At 63.3% G+C, this 17,386-nt stretch carries 15 protein-coding genes and 2 pseudogenes; 7 read left to right on the top strand and 10 right to left on the bottom strand.

The genetic code is table 11. From position 1 onward, the window contains the following. Window positions 1-29: 29 nt before the first annotated feature. A pseudogene (locus CWM57_RS28390) lies at window positions 30-146 on the top strand (NAD(P)H-quinone oxidoreductase); the annotation flags it as partial. Window positions 147-306: 160 nt separating this feature from the next. Here CWM57_RS28390 and gdhA read toward each other — a convergent pair. Next, window positions 307-1,650, bottom strand: a complete 1,344-nt coding sequence (gene gdhA / locus CWM57_RS05415) for an NADP-specific glutamate dehydrogenase (protein ID WP_004176526.1) — start codon at window positions 1,648-1,650, stop codon at window positions 307-309. Window positions 1,651-1,832: 182 nt separating this feature from the next. After that, on the bottom strand, window positions 1,833-2,243 hold the full coding sequence (locus CWM57_RS05410; RefSeq protein WP_100675730.1) for a pyrimidine (deoxy)nucleoside triphosphate diphosphatase: 411 nt from the start codon (window positions 2,241-2,243) through the stop codon (window positions 1,833-1,835). Window positions 2,244-2,329: 86 nt separating this feature from the next. Between CWM57_RS05410 and CWM57_RS05405 the strand changes: the two genes are divergently transcribed. Continuing rightward, window positions 2,330-2,953 carry a CDP-alcohol phosphatidyltransferase family protein gene (locus CWM57_RS05405; RefSeq protein WP_100675729.1) on the top strand — a complete coding sequence of 208 codons (624 nt, stop codon included), beginning with the start codon at window positions 2,330-2,332 and terminating at the stop codon, window positions 2,951-2,953. Between the two features lie 51 nt (window positions 2,954-3,004). Here CWM57_RS05405 and CWM57_RS05400 read toward each other — a convergent pair whose 3' ends face one another. The 8 genes and pseudogenes from CWM57_RS05400 to xthA all read right to left on the bottom strand — a co-directional run bounded on the left by CWM57_RS05400 (window position 3,005) and on the right by xthA (window position 10,657). Beyond that, window positions 3,005-4,312 (bottom strand): sulfurtransferase, encoded by a 1,308-nt coding sequence (locus CWM57_RS05400; RefSeq protein ID WP_100675728.1) that lies wholly within the window; start codon window positions 4,310-4,312, stop codon window positions 3,005-3,007. A gap of 93 nt (window positions 4,313-4,405) precedes the next feature. Continuing rightward, window positions 4,406-5,038, bottom strand: coding sequence for an ATP-binding cassette domain-containing protein (locus tag CWM57_RS05395; protein ID WP_023297432.1), 633 nt, complete (start codon window positions 5,036-5,038; stop codon window positions 4,406-4,408). Continuing rightward, window positions 5,038-6,573, bottom strand: coding sequence for an ABC transporter permease subunit (locus CWM57_RS05390; RefSeq protein WP_100675727.1), 1,536 nt, complete (start codon window positions 6,571-6,573; stop codon window positions 5,038-5,040). Before CWM57_RS05390 ends, CWM57_RS05395 begins: the two co-directional genes overlap by 1 nt. Then, window positions 6,549-7,724 (bottom strand): annotated as a pseudogene (locus CWM57_RS05385) (ABC transporter substrate-binding protein); the annotation flags it as partial. The gene CWM57_RS05390 and the pseudogene CWM57_RS05385, both read right to left, overlap by 25 nt. A gap of 2 nt (window positions 7,725-7,726) precedes the next feature. Next, window positions 7,727-8,287, bottom strand: a complete 561-nt coding sequence (locus CWM57_RS05380; protein ID WP_074386151.1) for a carboxymuconolactone decarboxylase family protein — start codon at window positions 8,285-8,287, stop codon at window positions 7,727-7,729. After that, on the bottom strand, window positions 8,284-8,994 hold the full coding sequence (locus tag CWM57_RS05375; RefSeq protein WP_074386150.1) for a TVP38/TMEM64 family protein: 711 nt from the start codon (window positions 8,992-8,994) through the stop codon (window positions 8,284-8,286). Before CWM57_RS05375 ends, CWM57_RS05380 begins: the two co-directional genes overlap by 4 nt. Continuing rightward, window positions 8,981-9,637 carry a TVP38/TMEM64 family protein gene (locus tag CWM57_RS05370; protein WP_100675726.1) on the bottom strand — a complete coding sequence of 219 codons (657 nt, stop codon included), beginning with the start codon at window positions 9,635-9,637 and terminating at the stop codon, window positions 8,981-8,983. The genes CWM57_RS05375 and CWM57_RS05370 overlap by 14 nt, the downstream gene beginning before the upstream one ends. A gap of 213 nt (window positions 9,638-9,850) precedes the next feature. Beyond that, window positions 9,851-10,657, bottom strand: a complete 807-nt coding sequence (gene xthA, locus CWM57_RS05365) for an exodeoxyribonuclease III (RefSeq protein ID WP_100632195.1) — start codon at window positions 10,655-10,657, stop codon at window positions 9,851-9,853. 438 nt (window positions 10,658-11,095) lie between these two features. Between xthA and CWM57_RS05360 the strand changes: the two genes are divergently transcribed. Genes CWM57_RS05360 through astE form a run of 5 tightly spaced genes read left to right on the top strand, consistent with a single transcriptional unit; the run spans window position 11,096 to window position 17,119 of the window. After that, window positions 11,096-12,316 carry an aspartate aminotransferase family protein gene (locus CWM57_RS05360; RefSeq protein WP_100675725.1) on the top strand — a complete coding sequence of 407 codons (1,221 nt, stop codon included), beginning with the start codon at window positions 11,096-11,098 and terminating at the stop codon, window positions 12,314-12,316. Then, a complete protein-coding gene (astA, locus tag CWM57_RS05355) occupies window positions 12,313-13,347 on the top strand; it encodes an arginine N-succinyltransferase (RefSeq protein WP_100675724.1) in 1,035 nt (344 codons plus the stop codon). Before CWM57_RS05360 ends, astA begins: the two co-directional genes overlap by 4 nt. Further along, window positions 13,344-14,822 (top strand): succinylglutamate-semialdehyde dehydrogenase, encoded by a 1,479-nt coding sequence (gene astD, locus CWM57_RS05350; protein ID WP_100675723.1) that lies wholly within the window; start codon window positions 13,344-13,346, stop codon window positions 14,820-14,822. The genes astA and astD overlap by 4 nt, the downstream gene beginning before the upstream one ends. Next, the gene (gene astB, locus CWM57_RS05345) at window positions 14,819-16,144 is read left to right on the top strand and encodes an N-succinylarginine dihydrolase (protein ID WP_100675722.1); all 1,326 of its coding nucleotides are present in this window, start codon (window positions 14,819-14,821) and stop codon (window positions 16,142-16,144) included. The genes astD and astB overlap by 4 nt, the downstream gene beginning before the upstream one ends. Before the next feature lie 9 nt (window positions 16,145-16,153). Further along, window positions 16,154-17,119 (top strand): succinylglutamate desuccinylase, encoded by a 966-nt coding sequence (gene astE / locus CWM57_RS05340; RefSeq protein WP_100675721.1) that lies wholly within the window; start codon window positions 16,154-16,156, stop codon window positions 17,117-17,119. The last annotated feature ends 267 nt before the right edge of the window (window positions 17,120-17,386 follow it).

The raw sequence follows: 17,386 nt of genomic DNA, 5'->3' as shown, positions 1-17,386 counted from the left end.
ATTTCTCTCACCGGCGATAAGAAGGGCCCGTGAAAGATATCGCTATTAGCCAACCGGGCGGCCCGGAGGTATTGCAGATCCGCGAAGGAGAAATCCCTGCTATTGGGGAGAATGAGGTGCTCATTGCGGTGAAAGCCGCCGGCGTCACCGGCTCAACCATGCGCGGCCGGACGGCGGCGGAGAAACAGGAGGTTGCCGAGGCCCATGCCTGTCTGGACAGTGGTCAGCATCTGGGGAAAGTGGTGATCACGATGACGTCGTGAGACGCATCCCGACGGTTGCCCGCCGGGATGGAGTCAGGGGAGGTTAAATCACGCCCTGGGCCAGCATGGCATCCGCGACTTTCACGAAACCGGCGATATTCGCGCCGCGCACGTAGTTGGTCTGCTTCGCTTCGCCGCCGTACTGCACGCAAGCGTGGTGGATATCCAGCATGATGTGATGCAGACGGGCATCCACTTTTTCCGCTTTCCAGCCCATGCGCGCGGCGTTCTGCGCCATCTCCAGGCCGGAAGTCGCCACGCCGCCGGCGTTGGCCGCTTTGCCCGGGGCAAACAGCACGCCAGCTTCCAGGAACAGGTCGGTTGCGGCGATGGTGGTCGGCATGTTGGCGCCTTCCGCCACGGCCTTGACGCCATTGGCAATCAGCTGGCGGGCGGCATCGACGTCCAGTTCATTCTGGGTCGCGCAAGGCAGGGCGATATCCACCGGCACTGACCACGGCTGCTGGCCTTCAAGATAGGTGAGGCCAAATTCGCGGGCGTAGTCGGCCACGCGGCCATGGGCACGCTCTTTAATGTCGATCAGGCGGGCCAGTTTTTCTTTGGTGAAGCCCGCTTCGTCAACGACGGTGCCGTTGGAGTCGGAGGCCGTGACCACCCGTGCGCCAAGCTCCATCGCTTTCTCAATGGCGTATTGCGCCACGTTGCCGGAGCCGGAAACCGCCACGCGAGCGCCTTCAAAGCCGAGGCCGTGACGTTTGAGCATCGCTTCGGTGAAGTAGATCAGACCGTAACCGGTGGCTTCCGGACGGATCAGGCTGCCGCCAAAGGAGAGGCCTTTACCGGTGAAGACGCAGGCGCTGTTGTTGGAGAGCTTGCGCATCATCCCGGCCATAAAGCCGACTTCGCGGCCGCCGACGCCGATATCGCCCGCCGGTACGTCGGTATCCGGGCCAAGATGGCGATAGAGCTCGGTCATCAGCGCCTGGCAGAAGCGCATCACTTCGCCATCGCTCTTGCCTTTGGGATCGAAATCGCTGCCGCCTTTTCCGCCGCCCATCGGCAGGGTGGTCAGGGCGTTTTTGAAGGTCTGCTCGAAGCCAAGGAACTTGAGAATCGACAGGTTAACCGACGGGTGGAAACGCATCCCGCCTTTATACGGGCCGATGGCCGAGTTGAACTGCACGCGCCACGCGCGGTTGACCTGGACCTGATTGCGGTCATCCACCCACACTACGCGGAACTGGATCACGCGCTCCGGTTCCACCAGACGTTCCAGCAAAGCAAGCTGACGATAGCGCGGATTTTCCTCAAGGAAAGGCCACAGGGTGGTCATCACCTCCCGGACGGCTTGAGCAAATTCGGTTTGATGAGGATCGCGCTGTTGAACGCGGGTGAGAAAGCCTTCCAGAGTGCACGTCTGATCCATAGATATAAGGTCCCCTTATGGTTGTGGTTGCATGTATTTATTATGATTCGGTCCTTGAAAAAACCGATTTTCCGACTATAACACCGCTAATCCTTAGGCAAGCAAGGAAAAATTAAGCCGACAACAAAATTTATAATTGGCCGCCAGTCATAACTAAAAGCGATGACGAGGCGGCGGGCGGATCAGCGGACGGAAAGGGAGGGACGCTGGGAAATAAAGGCGTGCAGTAGAGGGATATCGGCCGGGGCGAGATCGAGGGCCAGCGCTTCTGTGGGAAGGCACCAGCGCAGCTGACTATGATAGTGGGCCTGCGGTATGCCCTGAAAGTGCGGTACCCACCAGGCGTGCAAATGGATCTGGCGGCCGGAGACTTCCCGCTGATGGCTGGCGATATAGCATGCCGGGTGGGCGATGATACCCATCTCCTCCTGTAGCTCGCGGGCCAGCGCCTGCGGCTGGCTTTCACCAGGCTCCACTTTGCCGCCAGCGAACTCCCACATCCCCGGCTGGTCGGCGTGGGGTGGACGCTGCGCCAGCAAAATCTTGCCATCCTGTTCAATAATGGCCGCGACAACATCAATCATTTTTAGCATAAGCATCAACGTTAATAGGACGAATCTGGCCTATTATCACCGCCACAGACCTTGACTGACAACCGCCAACCCTGCTGGAGACCTCCGTGCTTGATAGCCACCTGCATCCGCGCCTCAAACCCCTGCTTAACGCTGTCGCCGGCGCGCTTGACCGCCCGGGTATTTCACCGGACGGGCTGACGCTGCTCGGTTTTGCCATCGGTGTGCTGGCGCTGCCCTTTCTGGCGCTGGGGTGGTATAGCGCGGCGCTGGTCGCTATTCTCCTCAACCGCCTGCTGGATGGTCTGGACGGCGCTCTGGCGCGGCGGCGCGGGCTCACGGACGCGGGGGGCTTTCTCGATATCGCACTGGATTTTCTCTTCTACGCCCTGGTGCCGTTCGGCTTTATTCTGGCAGATCCGCTGAACAATGCCCTGGCGGGGGCCTGGCTGCTGTTTGCCTTTATCGGCACCGGCAGCAGCTTTCTCGCCTTTGCCGCGCTGGCGGCCAGGCATCAGATCGCCAATCCCGGCTACGCCCATAAATCGCTGTACTATCTTGGAGGCCTGACGGAGGGGACGGAGACCATCCTGTTGTTTGTCCTCGGCTGCCTGTTTCCGGCGCATTTCGCCTGTCTGGCGTGGCTGTTTGGCGCGCTGTGCTGGCTGACGACGGCGACGCGTATCTGCAGTGGCTACCAGACCTTAAAGCGGGTAACGACCACAGCGTAAACGGGGTATCGCGCGTCGCCGACAAAGGGCGACGCGCTGAGGCGGGACGAGTTACTGACTGCTTTCCGGGCCACGTTCTCCGTGGGCGACCGGATTGTGCGGGTTGCTGCTCCATTCGTACCAGCCGCCGTCGTACACCGCGACGTGCGGCCAGCCCATGACGCGGGCATACATAAAGGTTTCCGAGGCCCGCCAGCCGGTCCCGCAATAGAACGCCACTTGCTGGCTCGGCAGAATGTTCCACTGGCGCCACAGGGTAGCGATATCGTCAGCGCTGCGCATGGTGCCGTCCGGGTTATGGAAGTCTTCCATATGCGTGGAGTCGCTCCCGGCGTGGCCCCAGCGGGCGCCAGCGATGTCACCCTTCGGCTTGATATAGCTGTAGCCGCTGGTGGTGCCGATAAACTCCGGCCACGAGCGGACGCTGACCAGCGAGGCGTCCTGACGATGCAGCAGCCCGCGGGCTTGTTCGGTATCCAGCATCAGCTGCGGCTGGCCGGGGATCGGCGCGCCGAAGTCCTGCGCCGGCTGCTGCGCCGGCGGCATGCCGCGCTCGACCGGCAGCCCGGCGTCGGACCAGGTCTGCCAGCCGCCGTCAAGCAGGCGCACGTCTTTGACCCCGGCGTACAGCATGATCTGCGCCACCCGCGCTGCGGCGTAGACGTCGCGACCGTAGAGGATCACCGTGGTGTCATGCCGGATGCCGTGCTTCGCCAGCATCGCTTTCAGCTGTGCGTCGGACACTTTATTCCACAGCGGTTCGCTTTCCACCTCATTGGTATCGATATAGCCCGCGCCAGGGATATGGCTCAGCAGATAGAGTTTCGGCGCTCCCCACGCGGCTTCGAACACTTTCCAGTCGCCGGTCGGGGCGGCGGCTACGCGTTTTCCCTGCTGCAGGTCGTGCAGCCACTGGGGGTAGACCAGCTGTTCAAAGTGCGGCAGCTTTTGCAGGCGGTCGGTCTGGCTCAGCGCATCGCTCAGGGTGCTGAGCCGGGTGAAGCCCGCTTGTTTCAGCCGCGCCGCGACGTTGGCATTATCTTCCGGGTTGCCGTACAGCGCGACGGGGGTATCCGGCTGGATCTGGTGCTGCTTAGCCCAGGCGCGGAGCTGATCGTCGCTCATGGCGCCGAGCCAGCGGGCGGAAAGATTCAGGGCCTGCGGCTCATGACCTTCGGGGCCGTTGGCGCGCTGAGGCCAGCCGTTGTAATAAGCGCTCAGGCGGGTGTCAATGGCCACGCCGTGCTGCTGTTGCAGGTGGGAGAGAGTGAGCGCTGGCATGGTTTCAGCGGCGCAGGTGGTGGAAGCAGCAAGCCCCATAAGCAGGGCGAGTGCGGTCAATTGAGAAACACGTTTCATCGAAATGCCCGACGGTAAAAAGTGGAGGGCGTATTCTCCGCTCGCCAGGCGCTGATTTCTTTGCGGTAACGCAGGTTTGCACGCTATTGCTCTTCATTGCCAGGTCTCCATCGCCAGGCAGCGTCCCGCCGGCGGACCGTCCTCGCGATCGTGGGTCACCAGGATCGCCGGAATGGCCTGGCGGGCCAGTTCCTCAAAAACCCAGCGGCGGAACGCGGCGCGCAGGGTGGCATCCAGACGGCTGAAGGGTTCATCGAGCAGCAGCGCCTCGGGGCGCGCCAGCAGGGCGCGCAGCAGGCTCACCCGCGCCCGCTGCCCGCCGGAGAGCGTGGCCGGGTCGCGTGGGGCGAAGCCATGCAGCCCGGCGCGGCTGAGCGCTTGCTCCACTGCGGCTTTTCGCGCCTCGCCGCGCACACTCTCCGGCAGCGCCAGCTGTAAATTTTGCCCGACGCTGAAATGGTCGAACAGTAACGGGTCCTGAAACAGGATGCCGATGCGTCGATGCTCCGTCGGCAGCGTATCGCAGCGACGTCCATTGAGCCACAGCTCGCCCTCGGCGCGGAAGTCGCCGGCCAGGGCGCCAATCATCCAGGCAAACAGCGTCGATTTTCCGCTACCGGAGGGGCCCATCAGCGTCAGCACTTCTCCAGGCGCCACCGAAAAGGCGACCTCCCGCAGCAGCGGCTGACGTTTCACGCTCAGGGTCAGATGGTTTACTGTTAGCACTAGCGAAGTCCTCGTCGATAGCGGCCCGCCAGCCAGGCGAGAAGGGCCGTCAGGGTAAAGCATACCGCCGGCAGCAGTAATTGCCACAGCGCCTGGGCGGCGAGCGTCTGCGCCTCGCCACCGCTGCTGAGCGCCACCGCCTGGCTGGTGAGCGTCGGAATTCGGCCAGCCCCCAGCCATAGCGTCGGCAGATACTGCGCGATGCTCACGGAAAAGCCCACCGCCAGCGCGGTCAGCAGCGGCCGGGTCAGCGAGGGCAGGGTCAGCAGCCAGAAAATACGCGTCGATCCCCAGCCGAGCGTGCGGGCGATAATCGCCATCCGCGGGTCGCGTTGTCGCCAGGCCGGGCGCAAAATAAACAGCATCCATGGCACCACCCACAGCAGATGGCCCCACAGGACGGTCCACCATTCGCCATCAAGCCAGGCATACAGCGCCAGCCGGTACTGGCCAGCGGCCAGCGGCAGGGCCGGCAGGACCAGCGGCAGCCAGACCCAGCCATCCCCTCGTGCCGGACCACAGGCCAGCCACAGCAGGCAGACAGCCGCGCCGAGGGCGCAGGCCGTCAGCGCCAGGCCAAGGCTGTTGCCCAGGGCATCCATCTGCGGCGGCGCCGAGCGCGCCAGCCCCGCCAGCAACAGGGCGCCCAGCAGACCGCTCAGCGGCAGCAGCGTCGCCAGCAGGCGGCCGGGCAGCGCATGCGGATGAGGATGACGCACACCGCGCAGATCGGGCTGGTACTGGCGCTGTATCCGCCACCCTCCCCATGCCACCAGCGCCAGTCCGCCAAGAATCGCCATCAGCAGCAGGCTGGCCAGCGCCCCTTTGGCCTGCTGCAGGTCATCGCCCTGGCTTAACCACTGCCACGCCAGCACGGCGAGAGTGGGCGGATTGCCGGGCCCCAGCACCAGGGCGACATCGACCGCCGACAGACTCCAGGCGGTGGTGGCCAGCAGCACCATGCCGAGGGCGGGCAGCAGCGCGGGCAGCACCAGCCAGCGCAGACACTGCCAGCGGCCGTAGCCGAGGCTCTTCATCGCGGTCGCCTGGTCGGCGAGGCGTTTCTCCCCCAGCAGGCCATAGATCACCCACAGCACAAAGCCACTCTCTTTCAGGGCCATCGTCAGGCCAAGTCCGATGCCATACCGGTCAACCGGCGGCGTCAGAAGCGGCAGCCACTGCCAGATCCAGCCCCCTTCGGCGAACAGCAGCAGCGCCGCCGTCGCCAGGGCAAGATGGGGCACCGCCAGCAGCAGCGGCAGACGGGAAGCCAGTCGACGCCAGCGGGCCGAGGGCCAGAGGGCCGCGACGACGGTCAGGGCGATCAGCAGCGCGCCGCCGACGGAAAGCAGCGTCGAAACGAGCGTGGCGGCCAGCGCCTGGCTCAGTTGCGGGTCGGCGAACAGCGCCCGCCAGTGGGCCGGGGAGCGCGCAGCGCCCACCAGTTCCCCGGCGGCGGGGAGCAACGGCAGATAGATCGCCGCCATCGCCCCCCAGGCCAGCAGGAACAGTGGGTACCGTAGCGGCGCAGCCATTCCTGCTCCAGCGCGTCAACCCACGCCGCATGCGGCTCGGCGAGCACCGGCGGCAGATCCTGCGGCACGGTAGCCGCCAGCGCCTGGCGCTGGCCGTCAGGCAGACGCTGCGGGTCCAGTACGCTCGGATCGCCCCAGACGGCGGCATCGGCCTTGCGCAGCTGCGCTTCAGGCGAGAGCAGGAAATTGGCCACCACTTTGGCGCCTGCGACGGCGCGGGCGTTAGCCGGGATGGTGACGAAATGGACGTTGCCGAGGGTCCCCGCGGTAAAGCCGAAACTGTAGCTGTCCGTCGGTAATTCGCCGCTGGCGGCTTTCTGCCGGGCGTGCAGCGGGTTAAACGTGAGCGATAAGCGGAGGGTGCCATTGTTGAGCATGGCATCCATGCGGGCCGGCGACGCCGGGAAATCCTTGCCCGCCCGCCACAGGGCCGGGTGCAGCTCATCGAGATAACGCCACAGCGGGGCCGTGACCGTCGCGAAGGTCGCCGTCTGCGGCGGCTGGCGCAGGGCGGCCGGTTGGTCGGTGAGGGCGATCAGAAGTTGCTCCAGCAGGGCGGTGCCAGTGAAGTCCGGCGGCCGCGGGTAGGTCACGCTGCCGGGATGGGCTCTGGCGAAGGCCAGCAGCGCCTGCGGGCTGGTGGGCGGCTGCGGGGTTTGCCCGCGGCGGGCGATAAACGTCAGCTGGGCGCTGCCCCACGGCGACTCGGCACCGTCGGTGGCGACAGAAAAATCTTCCCGGACCGGTTTTTGCAGATCGACGTAGCGCCAGTTGGGCAGCATTCCTGCCCAGCCGGTAAGCAGCAGGTTGGCCTGCTTAAGCGTGCGAAAGTTTTCGCCGTTGATCCACAGCAAATCTATTGATCCGCCCCGCTGACGGCCAGCCTGCGCCTCGCTCTGGATACGTTTCACTGCGTCGGCGGCGTCGGCGATGGGGACAATACGCAGGTCGATCGCGTAGTGGCGTTTGACCTCCTCGCTGACCCACGCCAGATAGCGGTTGACGGCCGGGTCCCCGCCCCAGGCGTTAAACCAGACGGTCTGCCCGCGGGCATCCGTCTGGATCTGTCGCCAGCTGTCGTCGGCATTAACCGCCAGCGGCCAGAGTAGCAGCAGGCACAGACAGAGGCTGTAATCACGCAAACGGCGCATCGTTACTCCTTATTCTGCGAGGAAGAGGTGGGCATCTGACACAACCCCTGGGCCGGGATCGCCATCGCGGCATTGAACCGCGCCGATAAATTTTGCAGGCCAATCAGGGCGGTCAGCTCGGTGAGCGCCCGGGCGTCAAAATGCGCCGCCATCGCGCTGCGCAGGGCATCATCCACTGCCGGGGGCGTCTGGGTGGCGGCTTCGGCATAGGCCAGCGCCAGACGCTCTTTGTCGTTGAACAGCGTACTGCTGTGCCAGTCGGCGACCGCCAGCAGCTTGTCCTGGCTCCCGCTCCGCGCAGCGAGTGTCATGCTGGTGATATCGATACAGAATTCGCAGTGGCACAGCTGGGCGATGCGGGCGCTGACCAGCGATCGCAGAACTGGATCCAGCGGCGAGCGGCGGCGTTCAATGTAGCCCACGAACAGCGAAACCAGGTAAAACAGCCACGGGATCCGTCCCCACCAGCGAATGGGGCTCAGCACCTGGCCGTAATGCCGGCGGTGCAGCCAGGCCTGCGGACGAAGGATCAGGGGGACAGAATCCAGCGGGGGTAAGCTCATGGCGACGATCTCTTATGACGTTCACGGTAAATATTTTTGGCGATAGAGATGACCACCGCTAGGGCAAAAAGCAGCGAAAGCCCGGTGGCCAGCCAGAAGGTGCCCCCGGTGAGCAGACTCCCGGCCCAGGAATAGACGATAGTCGCCGGCAGCTGGCCCACGCCGGTGGCCAGCATAAAGGGCCAGAAGCGCAGCGAGGTTAGTCCGGCGGCATAGCTGACCGGGTCAAACGGGACAAACGGCAGCAGGCGGCAGACCAGGATCGTCTGCGGGCCAAAGCGAGTGAAATAGCCGTCGACGCTGCGCAGCACCGCGCGGCCGGTGAGTTTTTCCACCACTTCGCGCCCCAGCGCTCTGGCGATGCAGAAGCAGAGCCCGGCCCCGACCATGGCGCTGAACCACGACAGCGCACCGCCCCAGAAGGCGCCGAACAGGGCGGCGTTCGCCAGGGTAATCAGGAAAGCCGGCAGCGGAGCGACGATCGCCTGGAGGATCATCAGCGCAAATGAGACCAGCGCGGCCTGCGGCCCCCAGGAGGCGATAAACCCTCTGACATGCTGCGGATCCAGCGACGCTAACGCCGTCAGACTCTGCTGCAGAAAGGCACGCCCGCCGGGTAACCACCACCAGGCGGCCAGCCCGGCGACGGCCACCACCGCAAGGGCCAGCCGGGAGCGGCGCAGGTGACGGCGATCAGGTTGGGTCATGGCGAACCTCCTCGCAGGGCGTTGCCACACGGCGGGCGCGGGCAAACCGTTTGCCCATCTGCACCAGGGCAAACAACAGCCCGCCGGCGAGGCTCAGTTTGAGCGCGAAGGCGAGGGTCACCCCCTCGCGGGCCAGTTCGCTGGCCATGACTGAATAGATGACCAGACCTGGCAGGGTGGTCACGGCGGAGATCAGGATAAAGGGCCAGAAAGGGATCGCCGTCAGGCCGTAGGCGTAATTCTGAATGTTGTAGGGAAAGAGCGGCACCAGGCGGGTGAGGATCAGGAAATCGCAGCCGCTGCGGGCGATACCGCGCTCAATTGCCTGGAAGACGGCGGTATGGCCCACATAGCGCTGCAGCAGATCGCGCCCAAGCCAGCGGGCGATTAAAAACGACAGCGCGGAGGCGAGGGTGGCGGCGGCAAACGAGAGCAGGGAACCTGTCAGCGGGCCGAAGAGCATCCCGCCGGCGATCACCAGCAGGCTGCCGGGGATCAGACACAGGGTGGCAATGATAAACAGCGCGACATAGACCAGATACCCCCAGGCGCCCTGATGGCGCAGGGTGTCCTGAAGCAGATGAAGGTGAGTCAGCAGATCGTGGAGACCGACGCGATGGCTGATAACGGCCAGCGTGGCCACCAGCGCGAGAAGTCCCAGCCCTTTACCAATGGCCGGATGACGGCTTCTTTTGCATGAGGGGTGCTCCTGTACAGTCTGGACGCAGTGGACATCAAAAAGTGCGCGCGACAGTATCCTGTTCCGACGACCGTCACAATGGTTTACCGTCGCTTTGTTGATTTTGCTCAGGAAATTCTGCCCCCCGCACAGCGGGAGGCGAGAGAAGGGCGTAAATTATGGCCGGAAGGTGGCCCACACCGGCGCGTGGTCGGACGGTTTTTCCATTCCGCGGATCTCATAATCGATTCCGGTCTCCACGCAGCGCTGGGCCAGAGGCTGGCTGGCCAGCAGCAGGTCGATGCGCAGCCCGCGGTTATCGTCGAAGCCTTTGGAGCGGTAATCGAACCACGAGAAGTGCTCCTGATTGTCCGGATTAGCCTGACGCCAGGTATCCACCAGGCCCCAGCCCAGCAGGCGATCCATCCACTCCCGCTCTTCCGGCAGGAAGGAACATTTGCCGGTACGCAGCCAGCGTTTGCGGTTCTCTTCACCAATACCGATATCGAGATCGGTGGGACTGATGTTCATATCGCCCATGATCAGCACCGGATTCTCTTTGTTGAGTTCGGTCTCCAGATAGTTCTGCAGATTCTGATAGAACGCCGCTTTGGCCGGGAATTTGGTTTCATGATCGCGGCTTTCACCCTGTGGGAAATAACCGTTAATCACCGTGACGTTGCCGAAAGGCGACGGGATCTCCGCCATGATGATGCGGCGCTGAGCCTCTTCGCCATCGTCCGGGAAACCGCGGCGGACGGCAATCGGCGTGTCTTTGGTCAGCAGCGCGACGCCATAATGGCCTTTTTGTCCATGATAAAAGACGTTATAGCCGAGTTTGGCGACCTCTTCGAGAGGGAACATATCGTCGTGAACTTTGGTTTCCTGCAGGCCAATCACGTCCGGCTGGTGTTTTTCGACGATGGCGGCCAGTTGGTGTGGGCGGGCGCGCAGGCCGTTGATATTAAAAGAGATGAATTTCATAGTCGCTGCCACTGTGCAAGGTGAATAGTGCAGGGATGGTAGCAGAAATTCGCCTGGCTGGCTGCCACCGGATGCGTCATTCTGCCAATCGCTGCGCATGAGCGTGCCGTGGTTGCCCCTTTTACGGGCATGCCGCGCCAAAAAAGGGCAAATAGCTACGATAAATTTCGCAGAGGATCACAATTACAGAATTATATCTTACCGTTGCATAACTTATCTTCTTTAATCACTGTTTATCCCCCTTTATCGGATACTTATTCACTAAATATGCATTTTATGTGAATAGCGTTCGGCTGTAACTCCTTGATTCTGCGTTATCTCAACCGGTTTATGCATTTTTATCGCTGGCTGGCACGAACCGTGCAATCTACATTTACAGCGTAATAACTCATATTTATTAACATTATTGCTACTTTTAATTTACCGGAAGAGGTCGATATGTCTCAGTCAATTACGCGTAACCACTTTGATGAATGGATGATGCCGGTCTACGCGCCAGCGGCGTTTATTCCGGTGCGGGGCGCCGGGTCGCGGCTGTGGGATCAGCAGGGCAAAGAGTATATCGATTTTGCCGGCGGCATCGCCGTGAACGCGCTGGGGCACGCCCATCCGCGTCTGGTGCAAGCCCTGACTGACCAGGCCAGCAAATTCTGGCATACCGGCAACGGCTACACCAATGAGCCGATCCTGCGTCTGGCCAAAATGCTTATCGATGCCACCTTCGCCGACCGGGTCTTCTTCTGTAACTCCGGCGCTGAGGCCAATGAGGCGGCGCTCAAGCTGGCGCGTAAATATGCCCACGATCGCTTTGGCAGTGAGAAAAGCGGCATCGTCGCTTTCCAGAACGCCTTCCACGGGCGGACGCTGTTCACCGTTTCGGCGGGCGGTCAGCCGGCCTACTCCCGGGATTTTGCCCCGCTGCCGCCGCAGATCCAGCATGCGGTGTTTAACGATCTCGAGTCGGCAAAGGCCTTAATCAATGACCAAACCTGCGCGGTGATCGTCGAGCCGGTGCAGGGCGAAGGGGGCGTGGTGCCGGCCAGCGGCGAGTTTTTACGCGGCCTGCGCCAGCTTTGCGACCAGCACAACGCCCTGCTGATTTTCGATGAAGTGCAGACCGGGGTCGGGCGCACCGGCGAGCTGTATGCCTATATGCACTACGGCGTGACGCCCGATGTGCTGACCACCGCCAAAGCGCTGGGCGGCGGTTTCCCTATCGGCGCGCTGCTGGCGACAGAGGCCTGCGCCAGCGTGATGACCGTCGGCACCCACGGCACCACCTACGGCGGTAACCCACTGGCCGGGGCGGTGGCCGGCGAGCTGCTGTCGATCGTCAACACCCCGGAAGTCCTCTCCGGCGTCAGACAGCGCCACCAGTGGTTTTGTGAACGTCTGCAGGCGATCAACGCCCGCTATGGCCTGTTCAAGGAGATCCGCGGCCTGGGACTGCTGCTCGGCTGCGTGCTGAATGACGCCTGGGTCGGGAAGGCGAAAACGCTCAGTAACCTGGCGGCGGAAGAGGGGGTGATGATCCTGATCGCCGGCGCTAATGTGGTGCGTTTTGCGCCGGCGCTGAACGTCAGTGAAGAAGAGGTGAACAGCGGGCTGGATCGCGTCGAGCGGGCCTGCGCGCGTTTCGTGGCAGGAGTCTCATCATGATGGTTATTCGACCGGTGGAGCCGGGCGATTTGCCCGGGCTGCTGAAGCTGGCAGCGGAGACCGGCGGCGGGCTGACCTCGCTGCCGGTGGATGAAGCGACCCTCGCGGCGCGGATCGCCCGCTCGCAGCAGACCTGGCGCGGCGAGCTACCGAAAAGCGAGCAGGGCTATGTCTTTGTGCTGGAGGAGAGCGAAAGCGGCGCGGTGGTGGGCATCTGCGCGATCGAGGTGGCGGTGGGGCTCAACGATCCCTGGTATAACTACCGGGTCGGCACCCAGGTCCATGCCTCGAAGGAACTCAACGTCTATCAGGCGTTGCCGACGCTGTTTCTCAGCAACGATCATACCGGCAGCAGTGAGCTGTGTACCCTGTTCCTCGACCCGCAGTGGCGCAAAGAGGGTAATGGCTATCTGCTGTCGAAATCGCGCTTCTTATTTATGGCCGCCTTTCGCGAGCGCTTCAATGAGAAGGTGGTCGCCGAGATGCGCGGGGTGATTGACGAGCAGGGCTACTCGCCGTTCTGGGAGAGCCTGGGCAAACGCTTTTTTGCCATGGCGTTTTCCCGCGCCGACTACCTGTGCGGCACCGGACAGAAGGCTTTCATTGCCGCCCTGATGCCCAAGCATCCGCTGTATATCGATTTCCTTTCCCCTGAGGCGCAGGCGGTGATCGGCAAGGTTCATCCGCAGACCGCCCCCGCCCGGACGGTGCTGGAGAAAGAGGGATTCCGCTATCTGAACTACATCGATATATTCGACGGCGGCCCGACCCTGGAGTGCGACATTGACCGGGTGCGGGCGATCCGCAAAAGCCGTCTGGTGACCACCGAGGCAGGTGAAACCCCACCCGGCGACTGGCCGCTGTGCCTGGTGGCGAACGAACAGTATCACCAGTTCCGCGCTCTGCTGGTGCATGCTGACCCGGATGGCGACACCCTGACCCTCAGCGCCCGCGAGCTGGATATGCTGAAGTGTCATGCCGGCGACCAGGTGCGCATGGTGCGCCTGATCCCTGAGGAGAAAACCGCATGAGTCTGTGGATTAACGGCGAGTGGCGGCCCGGCCGTGGGCCAGGTTTCAGTAAACAGGATCCGGTTAACCTGAAGGTTGTCTGGCAGGGCGAAGCGGCGGATGCCGGACAGGTTGCCGAGGCGGTAGCGGCTGCCCGCCAGGCGTTCCCGGCCTGGGCGCGGCTACCGTTTGCCACCCGTCAGGCGATCGTTGAAAAGTTTGCCGCCCTGCTGGAGGCCAGCAAGGCGGAGCTGACGGCGATGATCGGCGCCGAGACCGGAAAGCCGCGCTGGGAGGCGGCCGGGGAAGTGACGGCGATGATCAACAAGGTGGCGATCTCGGTGAAGGCCTACCACGTCCGCACCGGCGAACAGCACAGCGAGCTGCCCGACGGCGCCGCCACGCTGCGTCACCGGCCACACGGCGTGCTGGCGGTGTTTGGCCCCTATAACTTTCCCGGCCATCTGCCGAACGGGCACATCGTGCCGGCGCTGCTGGCGGGCAATACCGTGGTCTTTAAACCCAGCGAACTCACCCCGCGCAGCGGCGAAGCGGTGGTGAAACTATGGCAGCAGGCCGGCCTGCCCGCCGGGGTGCTCAACCTGGTGCAGGGCGGTCGGGAAACCGGCGAGGCGCTCAGCGGTCAGGCGGATATCGACGGGCTGCTGTTTACCGGCAGCTCAACCACCGGCTTTCATCTGCATCGCCAGCTGGCTGGGCAGCCGCAGAAGATCCTCGCGCTGGAGATGGGCGGCAATAACCCGCTGATCGTCGACGACCCGCGGGACGTGGATGCCGCGGTGCATCTGACCATCCAGTCCGCCTTTATTACCGCGGGCCAGCGCTGCACCTGCGCCCGCCGTCTGCTGGTCCGACGCGGAGAGGCGGGCGATGCCTTCCTCTCCCGGCTGGTGACGGTGAGCCAGCGGCTGATCCCGGCGGCGTGGGACGCCGAGCCGCAGCCGTTCCTCGGCGGGCTTATCTCGGCGCAGGCCGCGCAGAAAGTGCATCAGGCCTGGCTGCAGCGGGTCGCTGCTGGCGCGGCTACACTGCTGGAGCCACGTTTGCTGCAGGCAGGAACGTCGCTGTTGACGCCGGGTATTGTCGACATGAGCGACGTGGCCAATGTCGAAGATGAAGAGGTGTTTGGCCCGCTGCTTGGCGTCTGGCGCTACGACACGTTCGAGGAGGCGATTGCCCTGGCCAACGCCACCCGCTTCGGGCTCTCCTGCGGGTTAATCTCTCCGGAACGGGAGACGTTTGATCGACTGCTGCTCGAAGCGCGGGCGGGGATAGTTAACTGGAACAAACCGCTGACCGGGGCGGCGAGTACCGCGCCGTTCGGCGGCACCGGGGCGTCCGGTAACCATCGTCCGGGGGCCTGGTACGCTGCCGATTATTGTGCCTGGCCGATGGCCAGCCTTGAATCGCCGACCCTGACGCTGCCCACCAGCCTGAACCCGGGGCTCGACTTTCTGGCCGGGGAGGCGTCATGACCGCCCGCGAAGTTAACTTTGACGGTCTGCCCGGGCTGACCCATCACTACGCCGGGCTCTCCTTTGGCAACGAGGCTTCCACCCGGCACCGCCACCGGGTGTCGAACCCGCAGCTGGCGGCAAAGCAAGGGCTGAAAAAAATGAAAGCCCTCGCCGACGCCGGCTACCCGCAGGCGGTGATCCCGCCGCAGGAGCGACCCAACGTGCCGCTCCTGCGCCAGCTGGGCTTTAGCGGCAGCGATGAGCAGGTGGTAGCCCGGGCGGCGCAGCAGGATCCGGATCTGCTGTCGGCGGTGAGTTCGGCCTCGGCAATGTGGGTGGCGAACGCGGCGACGGTCTGTCCCTCCGCCGATTCGCTGGATGGCCTGGTGCACCTGACGGTGGCGAATCTGCAGGATAAATTCCACCGCGCCAGCGAAGCACCGACCACAGAGGCGCTGTTGCAGGCGATTTTCCCGGACCGCACGCGATTTGCCATCCACCCGGCGCTGCCCGCCTCGGCCTGGTTTGGCGACGAAGGGGCGGCGAACCATAATCGTCTCGGCGGCGAGTATGGCGCCCCCGGCGTCCAGCTCTTTGTCTATGGCCGCCGCCGGGGGAGCGAGGAGGCGCCGCGTTGCTATCCGGCACGGCAAACCCTTGAGGCCAGCCAGGCGGTGGCGCGCCTCAATCAGGTCAATCCCCGCCAGCTGATCTTCGCCCGCCAGCATCCGGCGGCGATCGACACGGGGGTGTTCCATAACGACGTCATCGCGGTGAGCAATCGTCAGGTCCTGTTCTGCCATGAGCAGGCCTTTGCCGACCAGACCGCGCTTCTCCAGCAGCTGGCGCAGCGGGTGCCGGGCTTTACGCCGCTGGTGGTCCCCGCCAGTCGGGTCACGGTGGCAGAGGCGGTTGCCACCTATCTGTTCAACAGCCAGCTGCTGAGTCGGGCGGATGGCAGCATGGCGCTGATCCTGCCCCACGAAGCGCAGGAGCATGCCGGCGTCTGGGAATACCTCAATGCGCTGCTGGCCGGGGACAACCCTATCGCCGCGCTACAGGTGTTCGATCTGCGCGAGAGTATGGCCAACGGCGGCGGTCCGGCGTGCCTGCGCCTGCGGGTGGTGTTGACGGCCGAGGAGTATCAGGCGGTCAATCCGCACGTCCTGATGAACGATACGCTGTTCGCCACCCTCAATGACTGGGTGGATCGCTACTATCGCGATCGTCTCACCCAGGCCGACCTCGCCGACCCGCAACTGCTGCGGGAAGGGCGTGACGCGCTGGACCGGTTGACCCAGATCCTGCAGCTCGGTTCGGTTTATCCATTTCAGCAATAAGGGGGCGCGGTGGAACATTTTCTGGCATTAACCCTGGCGGGGCGTTTGCCTCACCATTTTCACGGCGAGACGGCTCACTTTCGCTGGCACTGGTTGGGAGAGGGGATCCTCGAGCTGACGCCGCATGCGCGCTGCGAGCGCGGGCTGGTACTCTCCTGCGCCATTCATGGCAACGAAACGGCGCCGGTGGAGATAGTCGACCACCTGGTGCAGCGACTGGTCCGGGAGGCACTCCCGCTGCGCTGGCGGTTGCTGGTGATCGTTGGCAACCCACCGGCGCTGCGGGCGAATAAGCGCTATCTGCACAGTGATATGAACCGGATGTTTGGCGAGCGCTGGCGGCAGTTTCCGCTCAGTGAGGAGACGCAGCGGGCGCAGCGGCTGGAGCAGGCGGTGGCCCGCTTCTATCGCGACCACGATGGTCCGCGCTGGCACCTCGATCTGCATACCGCGATCCGCGGGTCGCTACATCCGCGCTTCGGCGTGCTCCCGGCCCGCGATACGCCGTGGGAGGAGGATTTTCTTCACTGGCTGGGCGGCGCCGGGCTTGAGGCGCTGGTGTTTCATCGCCAGCCAGGCGGGACCTTCACTCACTTCAGCTGCGAACGGTTCGCGGCGCTGGCCTGCACCCTTGAGCTGGGCAAAGCGCTGCCGTTGGGTGAAAACGATCTGACGCAGTTTGCCGCCGCCGAAGGAGCGCTTTCCCGGCTGCTGGTGGGGGATCTGGCCATTGCCGATGATCCGGCGCCGCTGCGCTACCGGGTGGTACAGCAGATCACTCGCCATAGCGATGATTTCCGCTTGCATATGGCGGATCAGACGCTGAACTTCACCCCCTTCGAACCCGGCACGCTGCTGGCGGAGGAGGGCGAGACGCGGTATGTGGTGGGGCCTGAGCCGGAGTATGTCCTGTTTCCCAATCCGACGGTGGCGAAGGGGCTGCGCGCTGGCCTGATGCTGGAGAAATTATCCTGAGGGCAAGCCGTCCGCCGGGCGGCCTGCTTTATTTCGCGCGTCTTTTTTCGCCATCTTATTTTTTCGTGCCCCAGTGTAAATTTGCAGATTATTCCTGGTAAAATGCTTTGTTTTTAATCTTTCCTCTTTTATACTCTCCATAATTTCTCTGCAAAACAGAAGGTTATTTATTTTTCATTGCAATTCTTCGTCAGAATTCCTTATTTTCTCCATAATTGGTGAGAAACTGTTTTTTACACTTTCATTGTTTTACTCTTGCTCTGACTA

This window comes from Klebsiella sp. G-Nf4 (assembly GCF_002810615.1).
Classification (GTDB): domain Bacteria; phylum Pseudomonadota; class Gammaproteobacteria; order Enterobacterales; family Enterobacteriaceae; genus Klebsiella; species Klebsiella variicola.
Note: the sequence above shows the minus strand (reverse complement) of the source record. Positions and strands in the feature narration are given on the sequence as shown.

What these genes read in the sequence shown, in the direction of transcription:
- gdhA (WP_004176526.1), bottom strand. Translation starts at nt 1,650, where the DNA reads ATGGATCAGACGTGCACTCTGGAAGGCTTTCTCACCCGCGTTCAACAG.
- CWM57_RS05360 (WP_100675725.1), top strand. Translation starts at nt 11,096, where the DNA reads ATGTCTCAGTCAATTACGCGTAACCACTTTGATGAATGGATGATGCCG.
- xthA (WP_100632195.1), bottom strand. Translation starts at nt 10,657, where the DNA reads ATGAAATTCATCTCTTTTAATATCAACGGCCTGCGCGCCCGCCCACAC.
- astB (WP_100675722.1), top strand. Translation starts at nt 14,819, where the DNA reads ATGACCGCCCGCGAAGTTAACTTTGACGGTCTGCCCGGGCTGACCCAT.
- astD (WP_100675723.1), top strand. Translation starts at nt 13,344, where the DNA reads ATGAGTCTGTGGATTAACGGCGAGTGGCGGCCCGGCCGTGGGCCAGGT.
- CWM57_RS05380 (WP_074386151.1), bottom strand. Translation starts at nt 8,287, where the DNA reads ATGAGCTTACCCCCGCTGGATTCTGTCCCCCTGATCCTTCGTCCGCAG.
- CWM57_RS05390 (WP_100675727.1), bottom strand. Translation starts at nt 6,573, where the DNA reads ATGGCTGCGCCGCTACGGTACCCACTGTTCCTGCTGGCCTGGGGGGCG.
- CWM57_RS05410 (WP_100675730.1), bottom strand. Translation starts at nt 2,243, where the DNA reads ATGCTAAAAATGATTGATGTTGTCGCGGCCATTATTGAACAGGATGGC.
- CWM57_RS05400 (WP_100675728.1), bottom strand. Translation starts at nt 4,312, where the DNA reads ATGAAACGTGTTTCTCAATTGACCGCACTCGCCCTGCTTATGGGGCTT.
- CWM57_RS05375 (WP_074386150.1), bottom strand. Translation starts at nt 8,994, where the DNA reads ATGACCCAACCTGATCGCCGTCACCTGCGCCGCTCCCGGCTGGCCCTT.
- astA (WP_100675724.1), top strand. Translation starts at nt 12,313, where the DNA reads ATGATGGTTATTCGACCGGTGGAGCCGGGCGATTTGCCCGGGCTGCTG.